Raw genomic sequence first — 16,594 nt, 5'->3', positions numbered from 1 at the left:
GCGACCATGCGCACCGCGCGGCGGCGGAGCTCAAGCGGGTAACGGGAAGGTCGTGCCATGACTCGATCCTTTCATGGAATCGAGTCTCCATTCGAACCGGGGCGGTTCAGTGAAGCCGTTGCAGTCGCCGAAGGTGCCGCCGCTGCCTACCTCGATTTTGAGGTTGATGAAGGATTGGAAGTTGGTGGGCCAGTTCGGTGAGTTGCTGTACAGCTTGAGCGCGGTGGGGAAGCTGGCGTTCGACACGATCCGGATGCAGTTGGAGCCTCTGTCGCCGGGTCGCATGTTGTCGATGCGGAACATGGGCACCTTGCTGACGTTGGCCAGACCCAGCGAACTGGAGGCCCACGTGTTGCCGCTGTTGCTGCTGTTGCCACTCCAGTCGGCGTTGGTGGCACTCCAGACCAGACCACCGCTGAGCAGCAATCCGAGTGGAACGGGCACCACCTGCGCCAGCACGTGCAGCCAGGGACGCCCCATCGCCCACTCCGTTCAATTTCGCCACTCCTGCACATACTGTCCCATTCTGTCTCACCTGCGGCGATGCCGCTCCGTGTAGCAATCCGGGTCTGATGGAGGCTCGGGCCCGACCCGAGCGGGCACCCCTGGCCAACCTGCGCCCCTGCCCCCGAGGCCGGCGAGGGTGGATCTGATGCGGCGCATGGTGCTCCTTGCAGTGACAGGATCGGTGCTATGGGCACCGAGACGGACTGGGTGTACCGGGTGTTCGAGCCGCACGGCTCGGAGGGATGGCGCCCCTACGGCAGGGACCCCGAACGGTGGCGGGGCACGATCACCGCCGACGATTTGAGCGAGGGCCCCCAGTACGCCCTTTCCCTCGTCGTCGCCGACCTGATGACCGAGTGGAAGGTGCGCGGCCTTCACCGGGCGAAGCACGTGCGGGTCTACCTCTGGCGCGACGAGGAGGGCGATCAGGAGGACGCCGACGCCATCGTGGAGGTCCGGCCGAGCATCCACGCCGAGTTACCGGCGGGCGACCGGATCCGCGCATCGGCGGGATGCCCTGGTTGCCGTTTCCCCCAGGTGTTCCCCCGTAGCGCCAAGGTCAAGGGAACTCGCAGGCCGCAGCAGGTGCACGGGGCCCGCTGGAAGTGGGCCGGCTGTACTTCGGGCCGTCCGAGGGTGGTCAGAAGAGACGTCCGCTGATCGTGTCGGGGACCGGTATGGCGCGTGGAGGGGCGGGTGTGGCTCAATTGCCGTCGGTGCGACGCCGTGGGCACGACGGCGCGGAGGGGGAGGGTGGAAGGCGTCGTGGTGAGCGGGGACCGGCCGGTGTTGTGGGCCGAGGCGGCCAGGGTGGCGGCGGGGTGCCTGGTGGTGCTCGCCCTTACGTGGGCAGCTTTGGAGTTGCTCGACGAGCGGCAGCTTCCTGTCGCCGCACCAGTGGTGATGGTGCTGGGCCGGTGGTTCTACAACAGGCACCGTCACTGGGGCGCCGGTCTGGTGGCCGCGGTCTCCGGCTCGGTCGTGGTGGGCACCTTGGTCGACCAGCTGCGACCTCATCTGGACCGGCTGCTCGCCGACACCACGGCGACCGCGGCGGGGCTGGTGGTCGCTATGGCCGTGTTCACGGTCTGCTCCCGCGTGCGGCGGGAGGCCTGACATGCCGTACGAGGGCGACGGCCGAAGCGGTGCCCGGCGTGGTCTGCGCCTGCGTACCCTCTGGCACCGCTGCTGGGGAGCCGTCGCCGTACTGCTCGGTGTCGCTCTGATCTTCTTCGCCGGCGTCGGACTGACCCGCGTGCCCGACGACATGGCCGAGGAGCGCGCGTATCGAGCCGCTCGCCCCTGCGGTACGGCGGTCACCGAGGACTGCCTGCGCCCCGTCCAGGCCACCGTGCGCGGCACGGAGATACGGGAACAGCCCAAGAACCAGCGGTACGACCTCCGGCTCACCGGACCCGGATCAGTGCCCCGGGAAGTAGCCATGGGCGGAGCCGAGCCGCTGCTCGGGCACCTCCGTGCCGGAGACGTGGTCACCGTCACCATGTGGCGGGACTACGCGACCGCCGTGAGCAAGGACGGCGTGACGCAGTACTCCGACGACAACCCCGAAGGACTGTCCCTTTGGAGCACGGCCATCGCCTTGGCCCTGTTCGCCATCGGCCTCTTCGCCGCCTATGCGGGAGGGCACGCGGTCGCGCGCGCTCCCCACTACGCCGCGACGGGGCTGCCCACACGCCTCGGAAAGCGCGGGATGCAGACGATCTTTGCCATGCCCTGCGCTGCTCTGGCCGGAATATCCGGCATATGGACCGGTCCCGTCGGGGTGATCGTCTTGTGGTCGGCCCTGGTCGGACTGCTTCTCGTGGCGACCCGACGCCTCGACACGCCGAACCGGGGCCGTGGCCGGCACGCGGGCACGCACACGGGGTGACGGCACGGCGCGATGGCAATCCTTCGAACCGAGAAGCGTCTGCCGGTGCTGTAGGCGCAGGTCGGGGCTGGCTTTCCTGAGCTGCTCACCGTGGCCGACATCTTCATCGCGGTGCCCTGGACCTGAGTGGCGCCGCCCCCTGAAAGGGCCCGCACCCCCCGGTGCGGGCCCTTTCATGTCCGGTGCCGGTGCCGGTGCCGGTGCCGGTGCCGGCACCGGGTGTCCGGCGCGCGCGTTACGCGGGACGGACGACGCTGTGGATCGGCATGTAGTAGATCGACTCCTCGCGGACGTTCGCGCCCGAGTGCGGCGCGTGGATCATCATGCCGTTGCCGATGTAGATCCCGACGTGGCTGATGTCGTCGTAGAAGAAGACCAGGTCGCCGGGCTTGGCCGCGGAGACGGAGACGGTCGTGCCGGCCTTCACCTGGTCCCAGGTGGTGCGCGGCAGCGAGATCCCGGCGGACTTCCAGGAGGCCTGCGTGAGCCCGGAGCAGTCGTACGAACCGGGGCCGGACGCGCCCCACACGTACGGCTTGCCGATCTGGGCCCGCGCGAAGTCGATGACCTTGGCGGCCTGGGCGGCATAGCCGGTGCTCGATCCGGCATCCGTGCTCGTGCCCCCGCCCGTACCCGTACCCGAGCCCGTGCTCGATCCGGAGCTCGTGCTCGATCCGGAGCTTGTGCCCGCTCCCGTGCTCGTGCCCGTTCCGCTGCTCGCCTTCGCCTTGGCGCTCTGAGCCGCCTGCTCCTCCTTGAGCTTCTGCGCGGCCGCCGCCGCCTCCGCCGCCGCCTGCCGGCGGGCCAGCTCCGCGGCCTTCTGCCGGGCGATCTCCTGCTTCTTCTTCTCGATCGCCGCCAGCCGCGCCTTCTCCTCGGCGGTCAGCGTCGACAGCAGATGGCGCGCCTCGCTGAGCTTCGTCTGGACGTCGAGCTTGCTGGTCCTCAGATCGTCCTGCGAGGTGGTCAGCGACTCCAGGATCTTCGTCGCCTCGGTGCGCTTCTTCGTCGTCGCGAGCTGCGCGGTCTGGTAGTCGTCGACGGCCTTCTTCTGCCGCTCGGTGAGCTGGCTCATCAGATGGTCCTGGTCGAAGTACTGCTGGGGATCCTTCGCGAGCAGCAGCGTCGCGGTGCCGGACATCCCGCCCGTGCGGTACTGGGCGGCGGCGAACATGCCGAGCTCGCGCCGCGCCTCGTTCAGCTTCTCGGTGCGCTTCGCCACGTCGTCGAGGAGGCCGTTCACGCGTGTGCGCTGCGTGGCGGTCTTCTCCTTGGCCGCGTTGTACTTCTCGGTGGCCACTCCGGCCTGGTGGTACAGGTCGTCGACTTTCTTCTGCACCTCTTCGAGGCTGGGTTTCTGGGGTTGCGCGGGCGCGGCGTTCGCCGTCTGGGACAGCAGTGCCACGGAGGTGAGGGCCGCGGTCGTCAGACCGAGGGCCGGGGACGTGCGCAGTCCGGCGATCCGGGTGGCCGTGGTCCGGGCTTTGCGGTGCGACGCCAAGAGTGGCGCCTCCTTCCATGGACCGCCTACCGGGTTAGCTGTCGGGTTCGGGCGGGTGGTCGGAAGGGCTGCCCTACCGTCCCGTACGCGCGGTGGGGGACGCGTGAACGGGACCGATTCACCCCAGGGATGAGTGGGTCCCCGGCTCCGGCTGCCGTGAGGCGCACCGGACTCGGCGCAGGCCACCCGTCCCGGCGTTGTTCGCCGGCGGGGGTACGGGGTGCCCGCCGGGCACGCTAGCCAACGCTTGTGACTGCTGTGAAGGTTGGTGCGTGATATGTCCGCTACGTATTCGTGACTTTCACGGTACGCATACGGATGGCTGCACTCCGATGCCCTCGGGGCGTCCGGACCGTACGTCCTGTGGGCGGCGGGTATCCCCGTTTCCCGGGCCTCCCCGACGACCTCCGACCGGCGCGGAAAGCGGGACCGCCGTCAGGGCTCAGGACCGGGACTCCGGATAGGCTCTGGCCAGGACGGGCTTGATCCGACGGGAGGCCGGGATGACGGCGCCGGGGCGCAGGAGCAGTACCTTCACGCGGCTGCTGCGGCACGGCTTCATCCATGCCTCGGACGCCGAGCGGCTGCTGGACGGGCCGGACCTCGCGCCGCTGAGGGACGATCCGGTGCTGCTGGAGGCGCTGGGCGCCACCGCCGACCCGGATCTCGCGCTGGGCGGGCTGGTCCGGCTGCTGGAGGCGCAGCCGGAGTCCAAGGCCCGCCGCGAGCTGCTCGACACGCTGATAGCGGCCAAACCGCTGCGCGACCGGCTGCTCGGCGTGCTCGGCGCCTCCACCGCGCTCGGCGACCACCTCGCCCGGCACGCAGGCGACTGGCGGGCGCTGGTCACCTACGAGCCGCGCGACCTGCACCCGGGCGTGGAGGAGTTCGAGCACGGGCTCGCCGAGGCCGGCGATCCGGTCGCGCTCCGCGTCGCCTACCGGCGCTGCCTGCTGTCCATCGCCGCCCGCGACGTGTGCGGCACCACGGATGTCGCCGAGACCGCCGCCGAGCTCGCCGACCTCGCCACCGCGACCCTGCGCGCCGCGCTCCGGCTCGCGCGGGCCGCCGCGCCCGCGGACGACGCGCTGTGCCGGCTCGCGGTGATCGCGATGGGCAAGTGCGGCGGTCACGAACTCAACTACGTCTCCGACGTCGACGTGATCTTCGTCGGCGAGGCCGCGGACGGCGCCGACGAGGTCAAGGCCCTGCGCGCCGCGACCGCGCTCGCCTCGCACATGATGCGGATCTGCTCCGAGACGACCGTGGAGGGCTCGATCTGGCCGGTCGACGCCAACCTGCGGCCCGAGGGCCGCAACGGGCCGCTGGTGCGCACCCTCAGCAGCCATGTCGCCTACTACCAGCGATGGGCCAAGACCTGGGAGTTCCAGGCGCTGCTCAAGGCCCGCCCGGTGGCCGGCGACCTGGAACTGGGCGGCCAGTACATCGCCGCGCTCGGCCCGCTGGTCTGGCAGGCCGCCGAGCGCGAGAACTTCGTCGCAGACGTGCAGAAGATGCGCCGCCGTGTGGTCGAGACCATCCCCGTGGCCGAGGTCGAGCGCGAGCTGAAACTCGGGCCGGGCGGCCTGCGCGACGTCGAATTCGCCGTGCAGCTCCTTCAGTTGGTGCACGGGCGGACCGACCCGTCGCTGCGCAGCGGCTCCACCCTGGACGCGTTGCAGGCACTGGCCGCCGGAGGGTACGTAGGCCGTGTGGACGCCGTGCAACTCGACGACGCCTACCGGTTCCTGCGTTCCCTGGAGCACCGCATCCAGCTGTTCCGGCTGCGGCGCACCCACCTCGTCCCCGAGGACGAGGCCGATCTGCGCCGGCTCGGACGGTCGCTCGGCCTGCGCAGCGACCCGATCACCGAGCTGACCCGGGAGTGGAAACGGCACACCAGCGTCGTACGCCGGCTGCACGAGAAGCTGTTCTACCGGCCGTTGCTCGACGCGGTTGCCCAACTCGCTCCCGGCGAGGCCCGGTTGAGGCCGGAGGCCGCGCGGGAGCGGCTGGTCGCGCTCGGGTACGCCGACCCGGCCGCCGCGCTGCGGCATCTGGAGGCGCTGGCCTCCGGCGTCACCAGGAAGGCGGCCATCCAGCGGACCCTGCTGCCCGTGCTGCTGGGGTGGTTCGCGGACTCCGCCGATCCGGACGCCGGGCTGCTGAACTTCCGCAAGGTGTCGGACGCGCTCGGCAAGACCCCCTGGTATCTGCGGCTGCTGCGGGACGAGGGGGCCGCCGCCGAGAACCTCGCCCGGGTGCTGTCGGCCGGGCGGCTCGCGCCCGACCTGCTGATGCGCGCGCCCGAGGCCGTGGCACTGCTGGGCGACGGCGACGCGGGCGGCCTCGAACCGCGCGGCCGCGCCCAGCTGGAGCAGGAGGTCCTCGCCGCCGTCCGTCGCGCCGAGACCCCCGAGCAGGGCGTCACGGCGGCGCGCGGCGTACGGCGGCGGGAGCTGTTCCGCACCGCCGCCGCCGACATCGTCGGCTCCTACGGCACCGAGACCCGGCCCGTCGAGGCCGACCAGGGCGCGCTCGTGGACCAGGTGGGCGGCGCGGTGTCCGACCTGACGGCGGCCACGCTCGCCGGCACCCTGCGGGCGGTCGTGCGCAAGGGATGGGGGGACACCCTGCCGACCCGGTTCGCGATCATCGGCATGGGGCGCTTCGGCGGGCACGAGCTGGGCTACGGCTCGGACGCGGACGTGCTGTTCGTGCACGAGCCGTGGGAGGGCGCCGACGAGCGGGAGGCCGCCGAGGCCGCGGCCCGGGTGGTCGCCGAGACGCGGCGGCTGCTCCAGATCCCGAGCGCGGATCCGCCGCTGCTGGTCGACGCGGATCTGCGGCCCGAGGGGAAGTCCGGGCCGCTGGTGCGCACGCTCAAGTCGTACGAGGCGTACTACCGTCGGTGGTCGCTGGTGTGGGAGTCCCAGGCGCTGCTGCGGGCCGAGCCGGTGGCCGGGGACGAGGACCTGGGGCGGCGGTTCATCGAGCTGATCGATCCGTTGCGTTATCCGCGCGGCGGACTGAGCGAGGAGGCGGTGCGGGAGATCCGGCGGCTCAAGGCCCGGATGGAGTCCGAGCGGCTGCCGCGCGGCACCGACCCCAAGCTGCACACCAAACTGGGGCCGGGCGGGCTGTCCGACGTGGAGTGGACCGTGCAGCTGCTCCAGATGCGGCACGCGGCGGGGGAGGCGTCGCTGCGGACCACACGGACGCGGGAGGCGCTGACGGCGGCGCGGGAGGCGGGACTGGTGTCCCCGGAGGACGCCTCGACGCTCGACGAGGCGTGGGTGCTGGCCACCCGGGTGCGCAACGCGGTGATGCTGGTGCGGGGCCGGGCGGGGGACACGTTCCCCACCGAGCCGCGGGAACTGGCCGCGGTGGGGCGGTACCTGGGATACGGGCCGGGGCACGCGGGCGACATGCTCGACGCGTACCGGCGGACGGCACGCCGGGCCCGGGCGGTCATGGAGGAGCTGTTCTACGGTGCGTGAGACGGCGGCTCGGCGACACCGACACCGCTACGGCCCTACGCCTCCGTCGGCCGCAGCGCCGGCGTCAGCCGCGGCAGCGCGTGCGGCAGCGCCCCGTACCAGGCGCGGGCCATCGTGAATCCGAAGGAGAGGCACAGCACCCCGCCGACCGCGTCGAGCCAGAAGTGGTTGGCGGTGGCGACGATGACGACCAGGGTGGCCACCGGGTAGAGCAGGCCGAGGACGCGCAGCCACGGGATCGTGCACAGGGTGAAGACGGTCAGGCCGCACCACAGGGACCAGCCGATGTGCATGGACGGCATCGCGGCGTACTGGTTGGACATGTTCTTGAGATCGCCGGAGGCCATGGAACCCCAGGTGTGATGGACCTGGACCGTGTCGACGAAGTGGTCGCCGGTCATCAGGCGCGGGGGCGCCAGCGGGTACAGGTAGTAGCCGAGCAGCGCCACGCCCGTCGTCACGAAGAGGGTGAGCCGGGCCGCCGCGTAGCGGCCGGGGTGCGTGCGGTAGAGCCACACCAGGACGCCGATGGTGACCACGAAGTGCAACGTCGCGTAGTAGTAGTTCATGCCGATGATCAGCCAAGTCACCGAGTTCACGGCATGGTTGACCGAGTGTTCGACGGCGATGCCGAGCTGGTGTTCGGCGTTCCAGACCCAGTCCGCGTTGCGCAGCGCCTTGGCCTTCTGCTCCGGGACCGCGTTGCGGATCAGCGAGTACGTCCAGTAACTCACCGCGATCAGCAGGATCTCGAACCACAGCCGCGGCCGGCGGGGGGTGCGCAGCCGCTCCAGGACGGTGGGGGACTGCTCGTCCGTGACAAGGGGCGGAACGGCCTCTTCCCGGCCTTCCAGTCGTGTCACGGTCGAGTCACCCATAGGCACAGAGTCTGCCAGAAAAGCGTTCGTCCACCGATCATCCGCCGGTCGGGTTCCGTTCGCATGTTCTCCGCCTCAGGGACGAGGGCGGTCCCCAGGGGCCGAAGCGGTCGAACCGCGCACCACCAGCTCCGGCATGAACACGAACTCGCTGTGCGGCGCGGGCGTCCCGCCGATCTCCTCGAGCAGCGTGCGCACCGCCGCCTGGCCCATCGCCGGCACCGGCTTGCGGATGGTCGTCAGGGGCGGGTCGGTGAAGGCGATCAGGGGAGAGTCGTCGAAGCCCACGACGGAGACGTCCCGGGGGACCTCCAGGCCGCGCTGCCGGGCCGCCCGGATCGCGCCGAGCGCCATCATGTCGCTCGCGCAGACGATCGCCGTGCAGTCCCGTTCGATGAGCGCGGTGGCCGCGGCCTGGCCGCCCTCCAGGGTGTAGAGGGAGTGCTGGATCAGCTCCGACTCGACGACGTCCGCGGCCAGGCCCAGCTGGTCCCGCATGGCGCGCACGAAGCCCTCGATCTTGCGCTGGACCGGCACGAAACGCTTCGGGCCGAGGGCCAGGCCGATACGGGCGTGCCCCAGGGAGGCGAGGTGGGTCACCGCCAGGGTCATCGCGGCCCGGTCGTCGGGGGAGATGAACGGCGCCTGCACCTTGGGGGAGAAGCCGTCCACGAGGACGTAGGGCACACCCTGGGCGCGCAGGCGCTCGTAGCGCTCCATGTCGGCCGTGGTGTCCGCGTGCAGACCGGAGACGTAGATGATCCCGGCGACCCCGCGGTCCACCAGCATCTCGGTCAGCTCGTCCTCGGTGGACCCGCCGGGGGTCTGGGTGGCGAGCACCGGGGTGTAGCCCTGCCGGGTCAACGCCTGGCCGATGACCTGCGCCAACGCGGGGAAGATCGGGTTCTCCAGCTCCGGGGTGATCAGGCCCACCAGGCCCTCGCTGCGCTGCCGCAGCCGTACCGGGCGCTCGTAGCCGAGGACGTCGAGGGCGGCCAGCACGGACTGGCGGGTGGTGGCGGCGACGCCCGGCTTCCCGTTGAGGACGCGGCTGACGGTCGCTTCGCTCACCCCCGCCTGGGCGGCGATGTCGGCAAGCCGTGTGGTCACATGACCGGACTGTACCGGTCGGCCCCCGCCCTGCACACCGACGGGGCGCCTGGTGCGAGCCGTTGAACGGCCCGCTGCGGGCTGCTGCGTCATCGCGATCCCTCGTGTTCGGTCGGCGGCCGGTCGACGTCCGGGTCTCGGCGTCCGGTCCGCAACGGGATGATTCCTCCCCCACCATCGTCTGGCAAGGGCTTGCAGAGTCTTGCACAAGTGTCCGAGGGGCCGCCTGCCCGCGTGAAATCAGGGCCGTAGGGCCTGCCCCGACAGATCACGAAGTGGTAACTCGCCTGCCGTCTTGCACTTTTTTTCTGCAAGGTCTTTCGCGGAGCTTGCAACGCTGTTACGTTCTCGGTCGCCCGGCGGCGGCAACGGCGCGGTCGGCAAGTCGGCAGGGCGGCGGACGGGACCGTTCCCTGTTCACGGGCTTAACCCTCAAGGAGAACTCATGCGGCGTGGCATAGCGGCCACCGCGCTGGTGGCGTCCCTCGCTCTCGCGGCGACGGCGTGCGGCGGGAGCGACAGCGGCAGCGACAAGTCGGACGGTCCGGTGACCATCACCTGGTGGGACACCTCCAACGCCACCAACGAGGCACCGACGTACCAGGCCCTGGTCAAGCAGTTCGAAGCGGCCAACAAGGACATCAAGGTCAAGTACGTCAACGTCCAGTTCGACCAGGCGCAGAACAAGTTCGACACGGCCGCCGGCTCCAAGGGCGCCCCGGACGTGCTGCGCTCCGAGGTCGGCTGGACCCCGGCCTTCGCCAAGAAGGGCTACTTCGTGCCGCTGGACGGCACCGAGGCCCTCGCCGAGCAGGACAAGTTCCAGCCCAGCCTGATCACGCAGGCCCAGTACGAGGGCAAGACCTACGGCGTCCCGTTCGTCACCGACACCCTGGCCCTTGTCTACAACAAGGACCTGTTCAAGCAGGCCGGCATCTCCGAGGCCCCCAAGACCTGGGACGAGCTGAAGTCCGCCGCCGCCAAGATCAAGGACAAGACCGGCGTCGACGGCTACTGGGGCTCCACCCAGGCCTACTACGCCCAGAGCTTCCTCTACGGCGAGGGCACCAACACCGTCGACGCCGACGCCAAGAAGATCACCATGAACTCGGCGCCCGCCAAGAAGGCCTACGGCACCTGGCTCAGCCTGTTCGACGGCAAGGGTCTGCACAAGGCCGACACCACCGCCGACGCCTACGCCCACATCCAGGACGCGTTCGTCGGCGGCAAGGTCGCCGCGATCATCCAGGGTCCCTGGGAGATCACCAACTTCTACAAGGGCTCCGCCTTCGCGGACAAGTCCAACCTGGGCATCGCCACCGTCCCGGCCGGCTCCGCCGGCAAGGCGGGCGCCCCGACCGGCGGCCACAACCTCTCGGTCTACGCGGGCTCCGACAAGGCCCACCAGGAAGCGGCCCTGAAGTTCGTGACGTGGATGACCTCGGCGAAGACCCAGGAGGCCATCGCCCTGAAGAACTCCACGCTGCCCACCCGCGACGACGCCTACACCGCCGAGGTCAAGGCCGACCCCGGCATCGCCGGCTACCAGGGCGTCCTGCCCGCCGCCCAGCCGCGCCCGGCGCTGCCCGAGTACGGCTCCCTGTGGGGCCCGCTCGACAGCGAGCTGCCCAAGATCGCCGCCGGCAAGGAGTCCCTGGACAAGGGCCTGAGCAACGCGGAACTCGCGATCGCCAAGCTGGTCCCCGACTTCAGCAAGTGAGCCGTCGTGGCCGTCGGAGTGCTCCCGTGAAGGGGAGGACTCCGGCGGCCACCGGCCTGTGCCCAGCCCAACTCCCTGATCTTGCAAAAGGTGTCGAACCATGACAGTCGCCATCGACCGCGCGACCGGCAGGCGCCGCGGTGACCGCGCGCCTCGGCCCGGGCTGGGGCAGCGTTTGAAGAACGGCTACCAGAAGTACTGGTACGCCTACGCGATGATCGCGCCGGTGGTCGTCGTGCTCGGCGGCATCGTGGGATACCCCCTGGTGCGGGGCTTCTACCTGACCCTCACCGATGCCAACAGCCTCAACTCGGCGCGCACCATCGGCGTCAACCACATCGAGGCCACCTACAGGTTCATCGGGCTGGACAACTACCAGGACATCCTCTTCGGCCCGACCGCGTACGACCGGTTCTGGTCGCACTTCCTGTGGACCGTCTTCTGGACGGCCGCCTGCGTGTTCCTGCACTACAGCATCGGCCTCGGCCTCGCGCTGATGCTCAACCAGAAGCTGCGCGGCCGCACCTTCTACCGGCTGATGCTGGTCCTGCCCTGGGCCGTGCCGACCTTCGTCACGGTCTTCTCCTGGCGGATCATGCTCGCCGACTCCGGTGTGCTCAACCAGGTGCTCGGCAGCCTGCACCTGCCCCAGCCGCAATGGCTGGAGGACACCTTCTGGCAGCGGTTCGCCGCGATCATGGTCAACACCTGGTGCGGGGTGCCGTTCATGATGCTCTCGCTGCTCGGCGGCCTCCAGTCCATCGACTCCACGCTCTACGAGGCCGCGGAGATGGACGGCGCGAGCGCCTGGCAGCGGTTCCGGCACGTCACCCTGCCGGGCCTGCGCTCGGTCAGCTCCACCGTGGTGCTGCTCGGTGTCATCTGGACCTTCAACCAGTTCGCCATCATCTTCCTGCTGTTCGGCCCCTACAGCGCGCCCGACGCCCAGATCCTCGTCACCTGGGCCTACTACCTGGGCTTCGGACAGCAGCCGCGCGACTTCGCCCAGTCCGCCGCGTACGGCGTACTGCTGCTGTCGATCCTCACCGTCTTCACCTCCTTCTACTTCCGCTGGCTGAAGCGCAATGACCAGCTCGCCGTCTGACGCCGCAGGAGCCGCCTCCATGAGCACCACGACTCTCGAGAAGACACCGGCCGGGCCGGCCCCCACCCCGGCGCCCCCGCGCCGGACCCGCCGGCGGGGCGAGCGCGGCCGGCTCGGCGGCGCCCTCCTGCACGGCGGCCTCGCCGTGGCGAGCCTCGTCGCGCTGGCCCCGGTGGCCTGGCTGTTCTTCCTGTCGCTCGGCCCGGACAAGGACGACTACCTGCACCCCGGCGAGATCTTCGGCAAGCTCACCTTCTCCAACTACAGCTTCGTGCTGCAGCACACCGCCTTCTTCGACTGGCTCAAGTCCACGATGATCGTGGCCCTCGGCACCACCCTGATCGGCGTCTTCGTCGCCGCCACCACCGGCTACGCGGTCTCCCGCATGCGGTTCCCCGGCTACAAGCAGCTGATGTGGGTGCTGCTGCTCACCCAGGCCTTCCCGATCGCCATCCTGATCGTGCCGATGTACGAGATCTTCAGCCGGTTCGGTCTCATCGACACCTACTGGGCCCTGATCGTCATCAACTGCACCACGGCCGTGCCCTACAGCGCCTGGCTCCTCAAGGGCTACTTCGACACCATCCCCTTCGAGATCGACGAGGCCGGACGCGTGGACGGGCTCAGCCCCTTCGGCACCTTCGTACGGCTGATCCTGCCGCTGGCCCGCCCGGGACTGGCCGTCGCGGCCTTCTACAACTTCATCACCGCCGTCGGCGAGGTCGCGTTCGCGACCACCTTCATGCTGGACGACTCCAAGTACACCTTCGCGGTCGGTCTGCAGAGCTTCGTCAGCGAGCACGACGCCCAGTGGAACTACATGGCCGCCACCGCGGTGTTGATCGCCGTTCCGGTGTCGGTCTTCTTCTACCTTGTCCAGAAAAACCTCGTCACCGGCCTCACCGCGGGCGGCACCAAGGGCTGACCCCCACCCCACGGTCAACGGCTCCCGCGCACCTGCCCGCGCGGGTGGCGGCCGCGGTGCCCTCCCCCAGGCTCTTCGAGCAGGGGGGACCTCGGACCCCGCTGTCACCGCGCCGGCCTCGTCACCCGGACGCCGTCTCCCGCACCCACGACAAGCAATCGCCTGACAAGTAATCACCCCCGAGCTCCCGCCTTCGCCCGAGCAGGGGAACCCGACGCACCAAGGACGCCATGAGCAAGCAGCACTTCCCGGCCGAATCCCCCCTCTCCGAAGCGGCTGCCGCCACCGTCGCCCCGCGTCGCGACTGGTGGCGGGACGCGGTGATCTACCAGGTCTATCCGCGCAGCTTCGCCGACGGCGACGGCGACGGCATGGGCGACCTGGAGGGCGTACGCTCCCGCCTGCCGTACCTGCGCGACCTCGGTGTGGACGCCGTCTGGCTCAGCCCGTTCTACGCCTCCCCGCAGGCCGACGCCGGCTACGACGTCGCCGACTACCGTGCCGTCGACCCCATGTTCGGCAACCTGCTGGACGCCGACGCGATGATCCGCGACGCCCACGCGCTGGGCCTGAAGGTCATCGTCGACATCGTGCCCAACCACTCCTCCGACCAGCACGAATGGTTCAAGCGCGCGCTCGTGGAGGGCCCCGGCTCCGCCCTGCGCGACCGCTACCACTTCCGCCCCGGCAAGGGCGCGAACGGTGAACTCCCGCCCAACGACTGGGAGTCCATCTTCGGCGGCCCCGCCTGGACCAGGGTCACCGAGCCGGACGGCACCCCCGGCGAGTGGTACCTGCACCTGTTCGCGCCCGAGCAGCCCGACTTCGACTGGGACCACCCGGCCGTCGGCGACGAGTTCCGCTCGATCCTTCGGTTCTGGCTCGACATGGGCGTCGACGGCTTCCGCATCGACGTGGCGCACGGCCTGGTCAAGGCCGAGGGCCTGCCCGACCTCGGCACCCACGACCAGCTCAAGCTGCTGGGCAACGATGTCATGCCGTTCTTCGACCAGGACGGCGTGCACGCGATCTACCGGCAGTGGCGGCACATCCTCGACGAATACCCGGGCGACCGGATCTTCGTCGCGGAGGCGTGGACCCCGACCGTCGAACGCACCGCGAACTACGTGCGCCCCGACGAACTGCACCAGGCGTTCAACTTCCAGTACCTGAGCACCGCGTGGGACGCCGACGAGCTCCGCGAGGTCATCGACCGCACCCTTGAGTCGATGCGCCCGGTGGGTGCCCCGGCCACCTGGGTGCTGTCGAACCACGACGTCACCCGGCACGCCACCCGCTTCGCCAACCCGCCCGGCCTCGGCACCCAGATCCGCAGCGCCGGCGACCGCGATCTCGGCCTGCGCCGGGCGCGCGCGGCGACGCTGCTGATGCTGGCGCTGCCCGGTTCGGCCTACGTCTACCAGGGCGAGGAGCTGGGCCTGCCGGACGTCGTGGACCTGCCGGACGAGGTGCGCCAGGATCCGGCGTACTTCCGGGGCGAGGGCCAGGACGGGTTCCGCGACGGATGCCGGGTGCCGATCCCGTGGACCCGCGAAGGCTCCTCCTACGGATTCGGCGACGGTGGCAGCTGGCTCCCGCAGCCCGCGCACTGGGGCCGGCTGAGCGTGGCGGCCCAGCAGGGCGTGCCGGGCTCCACCCTGGAGCTGTACCGCTCGGCCCTCGCCGCCCGCCGCGCCCACCTCGACCTGGGTGCCGGCGACGCGGTGGAGTGGCTGCGCGCGCCGGAGGGCGTCCTCGCCTTCCGACGCGGCGAGTTCGTCTGCGTGGCGAACACGACCGGCGAGTCGGTGACCACCCCGGCGTACGGCCGGGTGCTGCTCACGAGCGGCGAGGTGACGGAGGCGGACGGCGAGGCGAAGGTCCCGTCCGACACGACGGTGTGGTGGACCACGGCCTGACCCGACAGGTCACAGTTTCACATCAACTCCTCGCGGTCCGCTGCCTGTTGAGGCAGCGGGCCTTCTACCATCCGGGGTCATCGACTTGCTGAACCTTTCAGCAAGGGCCTTCAACGAAGAAGGAACCCCCACATGACCATCCGCAGACCCCTTTCATTCGCGGCCGCCCTCGCCGTGGCCGCCTCGGTGGCCCTCGCGGCCCCCGCCGCCGCCTCCCCGCCCGGCACCAAGGACGTCACCGCGGTCCTCTTCGAGTGGAACTACGCCTCGGTCGCCAAGGAGTGCGCGAACACCCTCGGCCCGGCCGGCTACGGCTACGTCCAGGTCTCCCCGCCCGCCGAGCACATCCAGGGCCCGCAGTGGTGGACGTCGTACCAGCCGGTGAGCTACAGGATCGCCGGTCGGCTCGGCGATCGTGCCGCGTTCCAGAACATGGTCAACACCTGCCACGCGGCGGGCGTGAAGGTCGTCGTCGACACCGTAATCAACCACATGTCAGCGGGCAGCGGCACCGGCACCGGCGGTTCCTCGTACACGAAGTACGACTACCCGGGCCTGTACTCGGTCTACGACTTCGACGACTGCATGGCCCCGATCACCAACTACCAGGACCGCTGGAACGTCCAGCACTGCGAACTGGTGGGCCTCGCCGACCTCGACACCGGCGAGGAGTACGTCCGCAGGACCATCGCCGGCTACATGAACGACCTGCTCTCCCTCGGGGTCGACGGCTTCCGCGTCGACGCGGCCAAGCACATGGACACGGCCGACCTCGCCACCATCAAGTCCCGCCTGACGAACCGCTCCGCCTACTGGAAGCAGGAGGTCATTTACGGCGCCGGCGAGGCGGTCCAGCCGGGCGAGTACACGGGCAACGGCGACGTCCAGGAGTTCCGCTACGCCTACGACCTCAAGCGGGTCTTCACCAACGAGAAGCTCGCGTACCTCAAGAACTACGGCGAGGGCTGGGGGTATCTGAGCAACTCGGTGGCCGGGGTGTTCGTCGACAACCACGACACCGAGCGCAACGGCTCGACCCTCAACTACAAGAACGGCGCCAACTACACGCTGGCCAACGTCTTCATGCTGGCCTGGCCCTACGGCGCCCCCGACATCAACTCCGCCTACGAGTGGTCCGACGCGGACGCCGGTCCCCCCAACGGCGGCAAGGTCAACGCCTGCTGGCAGGACGGCTGGAAGTGCCAGCACGCCTGGCCGGAGATCAAGTCCATGGTCGCCTTCCGCAACGCCACCCGCGGCCAGGCGGTGACGAACTGGTGGGACAACGGCAACAACGCCATCGCCTTCGGCCGGGGCACCAAGGGCTTCGTGGCCGTCAACCACGAGACGGGCACCCTGACCCGCACCTACCAGACGTCCCTCCCGGCGGGCACGTACTGCAACGTGCAGAACAACACGACGGTGACGGTGAACGGCTCCGGCCAGTTCACCGCGACACTCGGCTCCAACACGGCACTGGCCCTCCACTCGGGCAAGCCGAGCTGCTGACGACCCGACACCTGCTCCTGCGGCCGGTC

At 70.1% G+C, this 16,594-nt stretch carries 13 protein-coding genes and 1 riboswitch; of the genes, 9 read left to right on the top strand and 4 right to left on the bottom strand.

From position 1 onward, the window contains the following. Positions 1–30: 30 nt before the first annotated feature. On the bottom strand, positions 31–480 hold the full coding sequence (locus ACIQFZ_RS12130) for a hypothetical protein (RefSeq protein ID WP_402691158.1): 450 nt from the start codon (positions 478–480) through the stop codon (positions 31–33). A gap of 213 nt (positions 481–693) precedes the next feature. On the opposite strand from ACIQFZ_RS12130, the gene ACIQFZ_RS12125 reads away from it, so the two are divergent. The 3 genes from ACIQFZ_RS12125 to ACIQFZ_RS12115 all read left to right on the top strand — a co-directional run bounded on the left by ACIQFZ_RS12125 (position 694) and on the right by ACIQFZ_RS12115 (position 2,398). After that, on the top strand, positions 694–1,167 hold the full coding sequence (locus ACIQFZ_RS12125) for a hypothetical protein (RefSeq protein ID WP_365420707.1): 474 nt from the start codon (positions 694–696) through the stop codon (positions 1,165–1,167). 93 nt (positions 1,168–1,260) lie between these two features. Further along, entirely contained in the window at positions 1,261–1,623 is a 363-nt protein-coding gene (locus ACIQFZ_RS12120) for a hypothetical protein (RefSeq protein ID WP_402691157.1), read from the top strand. Position 1,624: 1 nt separating this feature from the next. Further along, positions 1,625–2,398, top strand: a complete 774-nt coding sequence (locus tag ACIQFZ_RS12115) for a hypothetical protein (protein WP_402691156.1) — start codon at positions 1,625–1,627, stop codon at positions 2,396–2,398. A 235-nt stretch (positions 2,399–2,633) separates the two neighbouring features. Here ACIQFZ_RS12115 and ACIQFZ_RS12110 read toward each other — a convergent pair whose 3' ends face one another. After that, on the bottom strand, positions 2,634–3,899 hold the full coding sequence (locus ACIQFZ_RS12110; RefSeq protein ID WP_365420715.1) for an NlpC/P60 family protein: 1,266 nt from the start codon (positions 3,897–3,899) through the stop codon (positions 2,634–2,636). Positions 3,900–3,906: 7 nt separating this feature from the next. After that, positions 3,907–4,087: riboswitch (cyclic di-AMP (ydaO/yuaA leader) on the bottom strand. A 315-nt stretch (positions 4,088–4,402) separates the two neighbouring features. Between ACIQFZ_RS12110 and ACIQFZ_RS12105 the strand changes: the two genes are divergently transcribed. After that, on the top strand, positions 4,403–7,399 hold the full coding sequence (locus ACIQFZ_RS12105; protein WP_365420718.1) for a bifunctional [glutamine synthetase] adenylyltransferase/[glutamine synthetase]-adenylyl-L-tyrosine phosphorylase: 2,997 nt from the start codon (positions 4,403–4,405) through the stop codon (positions 7,397–7,399). Between the two features lie 35 nt (positions 7,400–7,434). Here ACIQFZ_RS12105 and ACIQFZ_RS12100 read toward each other — a convergent pair whose 3' ends face one another. After that, positions 7,435–8,277 (bottom strand): phosphatase PAP2 family protein, encoded by an 843-nt coding sequence (locus ACIQFZ_RS12100; protein WP_365420721.1) that lies wholly within the window; start codon positions 8,275–8,277, stop codon positions 7,435–7,437. A gap of 75 nt (positions 8,278–8,352) precedes the next feature. Continuing rightward, complete coding sequence (locus tag ACIQFZ_RS12095; protein WP_365420724.1) at positions 8,353–9,387, bottom strand: LacI family DNA-binding transcriptional regulator; 1,035 nt, start codon at positions 9,385–9,387, stop codon at positions 8,353–8,355. A 445-nt stretch (positions 9,388–9,832) separates the two neighbouring features. On the opposite strand from ACIQFZ_RS12095, the gene ACIQFZ_RS12090 reads away from it, so the two are divergent. The 5 genes from ACIQFZ_RS12090 to ACIQFZ_RS12070 all read left to right on the top strand — a co-directional run bounded on the left by ACIQFZ_RS12090 (position 9,833) and on the right by ACIQFZ_RS12070 (position 16,565). After that, on the top strand, positions 9,833–11,107 hold the full coding sequence (locus ACIQFZ_RS12090; protein ID WP_402691155.1) for an extracellular solute-binding protein: 1,275 nt from the start codon (positions 9,833–9,835) through the stop codon (positions 11,105–11,107). 100 nt (positions 11,108–11,207) lie between these two features. Next, positions 11,208–12,212: a sugar ABC transporter permease gene (locus ACIQFZ_RS12085; RefSeq protein ID WP_365420729.1), complete on the top strand. Its 1,005-nt coding sequence runs from the start codon at positions 11,208–11,210 to the stop codon at positions 12,210–12,212. A gap of 19 nt (positions 12,213–12,231) precedes the next feature. After that, complete coding sequence (locus tag ACIQFZ_RS12080) at positions 12,232–13,137, top strand: ABC transporter permease subunit (protein WP_365420732.1); 906 nt, start codon at positions 12,232–12,234, stop codon at positions 13,135–13,137. A 230-nt stretch (positions 13,138–13,367) separates the two neighbouring features. Next, entirely contained in the window at positions 13,368–15,056 is a 1,689-nt protein-coding gene (locus ACIQFZ_RS12075; RefSeq protein WP_365774491.1) for a glycoside hydrolase family 13 protein, read from the top strand. 132 nt (positions 15,057–15,188) lie between these two features. After that, on the top strand, positions 15,189–16,565 hold the full coding sequence (locus tag ACIQFZ_RS12070) for an alpha-amylase family protein (protein ID WP_402691154.1): 1,377 nt from the start codon (positions 15,189–15,191) through the stop codon (positions 16,563–16,565). Positions 16,566–16,594 lie beyond the last annotated feature (29 nt).

Source organism: Streptomyces sp. NPDC093064 (genome assembly GCF_044754605.1).
Lineage (GTDB): Bacteria > Actinomycetota > Actinomycetes > Streptomycetales > Streptomycetaceae > Streptomyces.
This window is presented reverse-complemented; position numbering and strand designations above follow the sequence as displayed.

What these genes read in the sequence shown, in the direction of transcription:
- ACIQFZ_RS12070 (WP_402691154.1), top strand. Translation starts at nt 15,189, where the DNA reads ATGACCATCCGCAGACCCCTTTCATTCGCGGCCGCCCTCGCCGTGGCC.
- ACIQFZ_RS12090 (WP_402691155.1), top strand. Translation starts at nt 9,833, where the DNA reads ATGCGGCGTGGCATAGCGGCCACCGCGCTGGTGGCGTCCCTCGCTCTC.
- ACIQFZ_RS12105 (WP_365420718.1), top strand. Translation starts at nt 4,403, where the DNA reads ATGACGGCGCCGGGGCGCAGGAGCAGTACCTTCACGCGGCTGCTGCGG.
- ACIQFZ_RS12075 (WP_365774491.1), top strand. Translation starts at nt 13,368, where the DNA reads ATGAGCAAGCAGCACTTCCCGGCCGAATCCCCCCTCTCCGAAGCGGCT.
- ACIQFZ_RS12100 (WP_365420721.1), bottom strand. Translation starts at nt 8,277, where the DNA reads ATGGGTGACTCGACCGTGACACGACTGGAAGGCCGGGAAGAGGCCGTT.
- ACIQFZ_RS12080 (WP_365420732.1), top strand. Translation starts at nt 12,232, where the DNA reads ATGAGCACCACGACTCTCGAGAAGACACCGGCCGGGCCGGCCCCCACC.
- ACIQFZ_RS12085 (WP_365420729.1), top strand. Translation starts at nt 11,208, where the DNA reads ATGACAGTCGCCATCGACCGCGCGACCGGCAGGCGCCGCGGTGACCGC.
- ACIQFZ_RS12115 (WP_402691156.1), top strand. Translation starts at nt 1,625, where the DNA reads ATGCCGTACGAGGGCGACGGCCGAAGCGGTGCCCGGCGTGGTCTGCGC.
- ACIQFZ_RS12130 (WP_402691158.1), bottom strand. Translation starts at nt 480, where the DNA reads ATGGGGCGTCCCTGGCTGCACGTGCTGGCGCAGGTGGTGCCCGTTCCA.
- ACIQFZ_RS12125 (WP_365420707.1), top strand. Translation starts at nt 694, where the DNA reads ATGGGCACCGAGACGGACTGGGTGTACCGGGTGTTCGAGCCGCACGGC.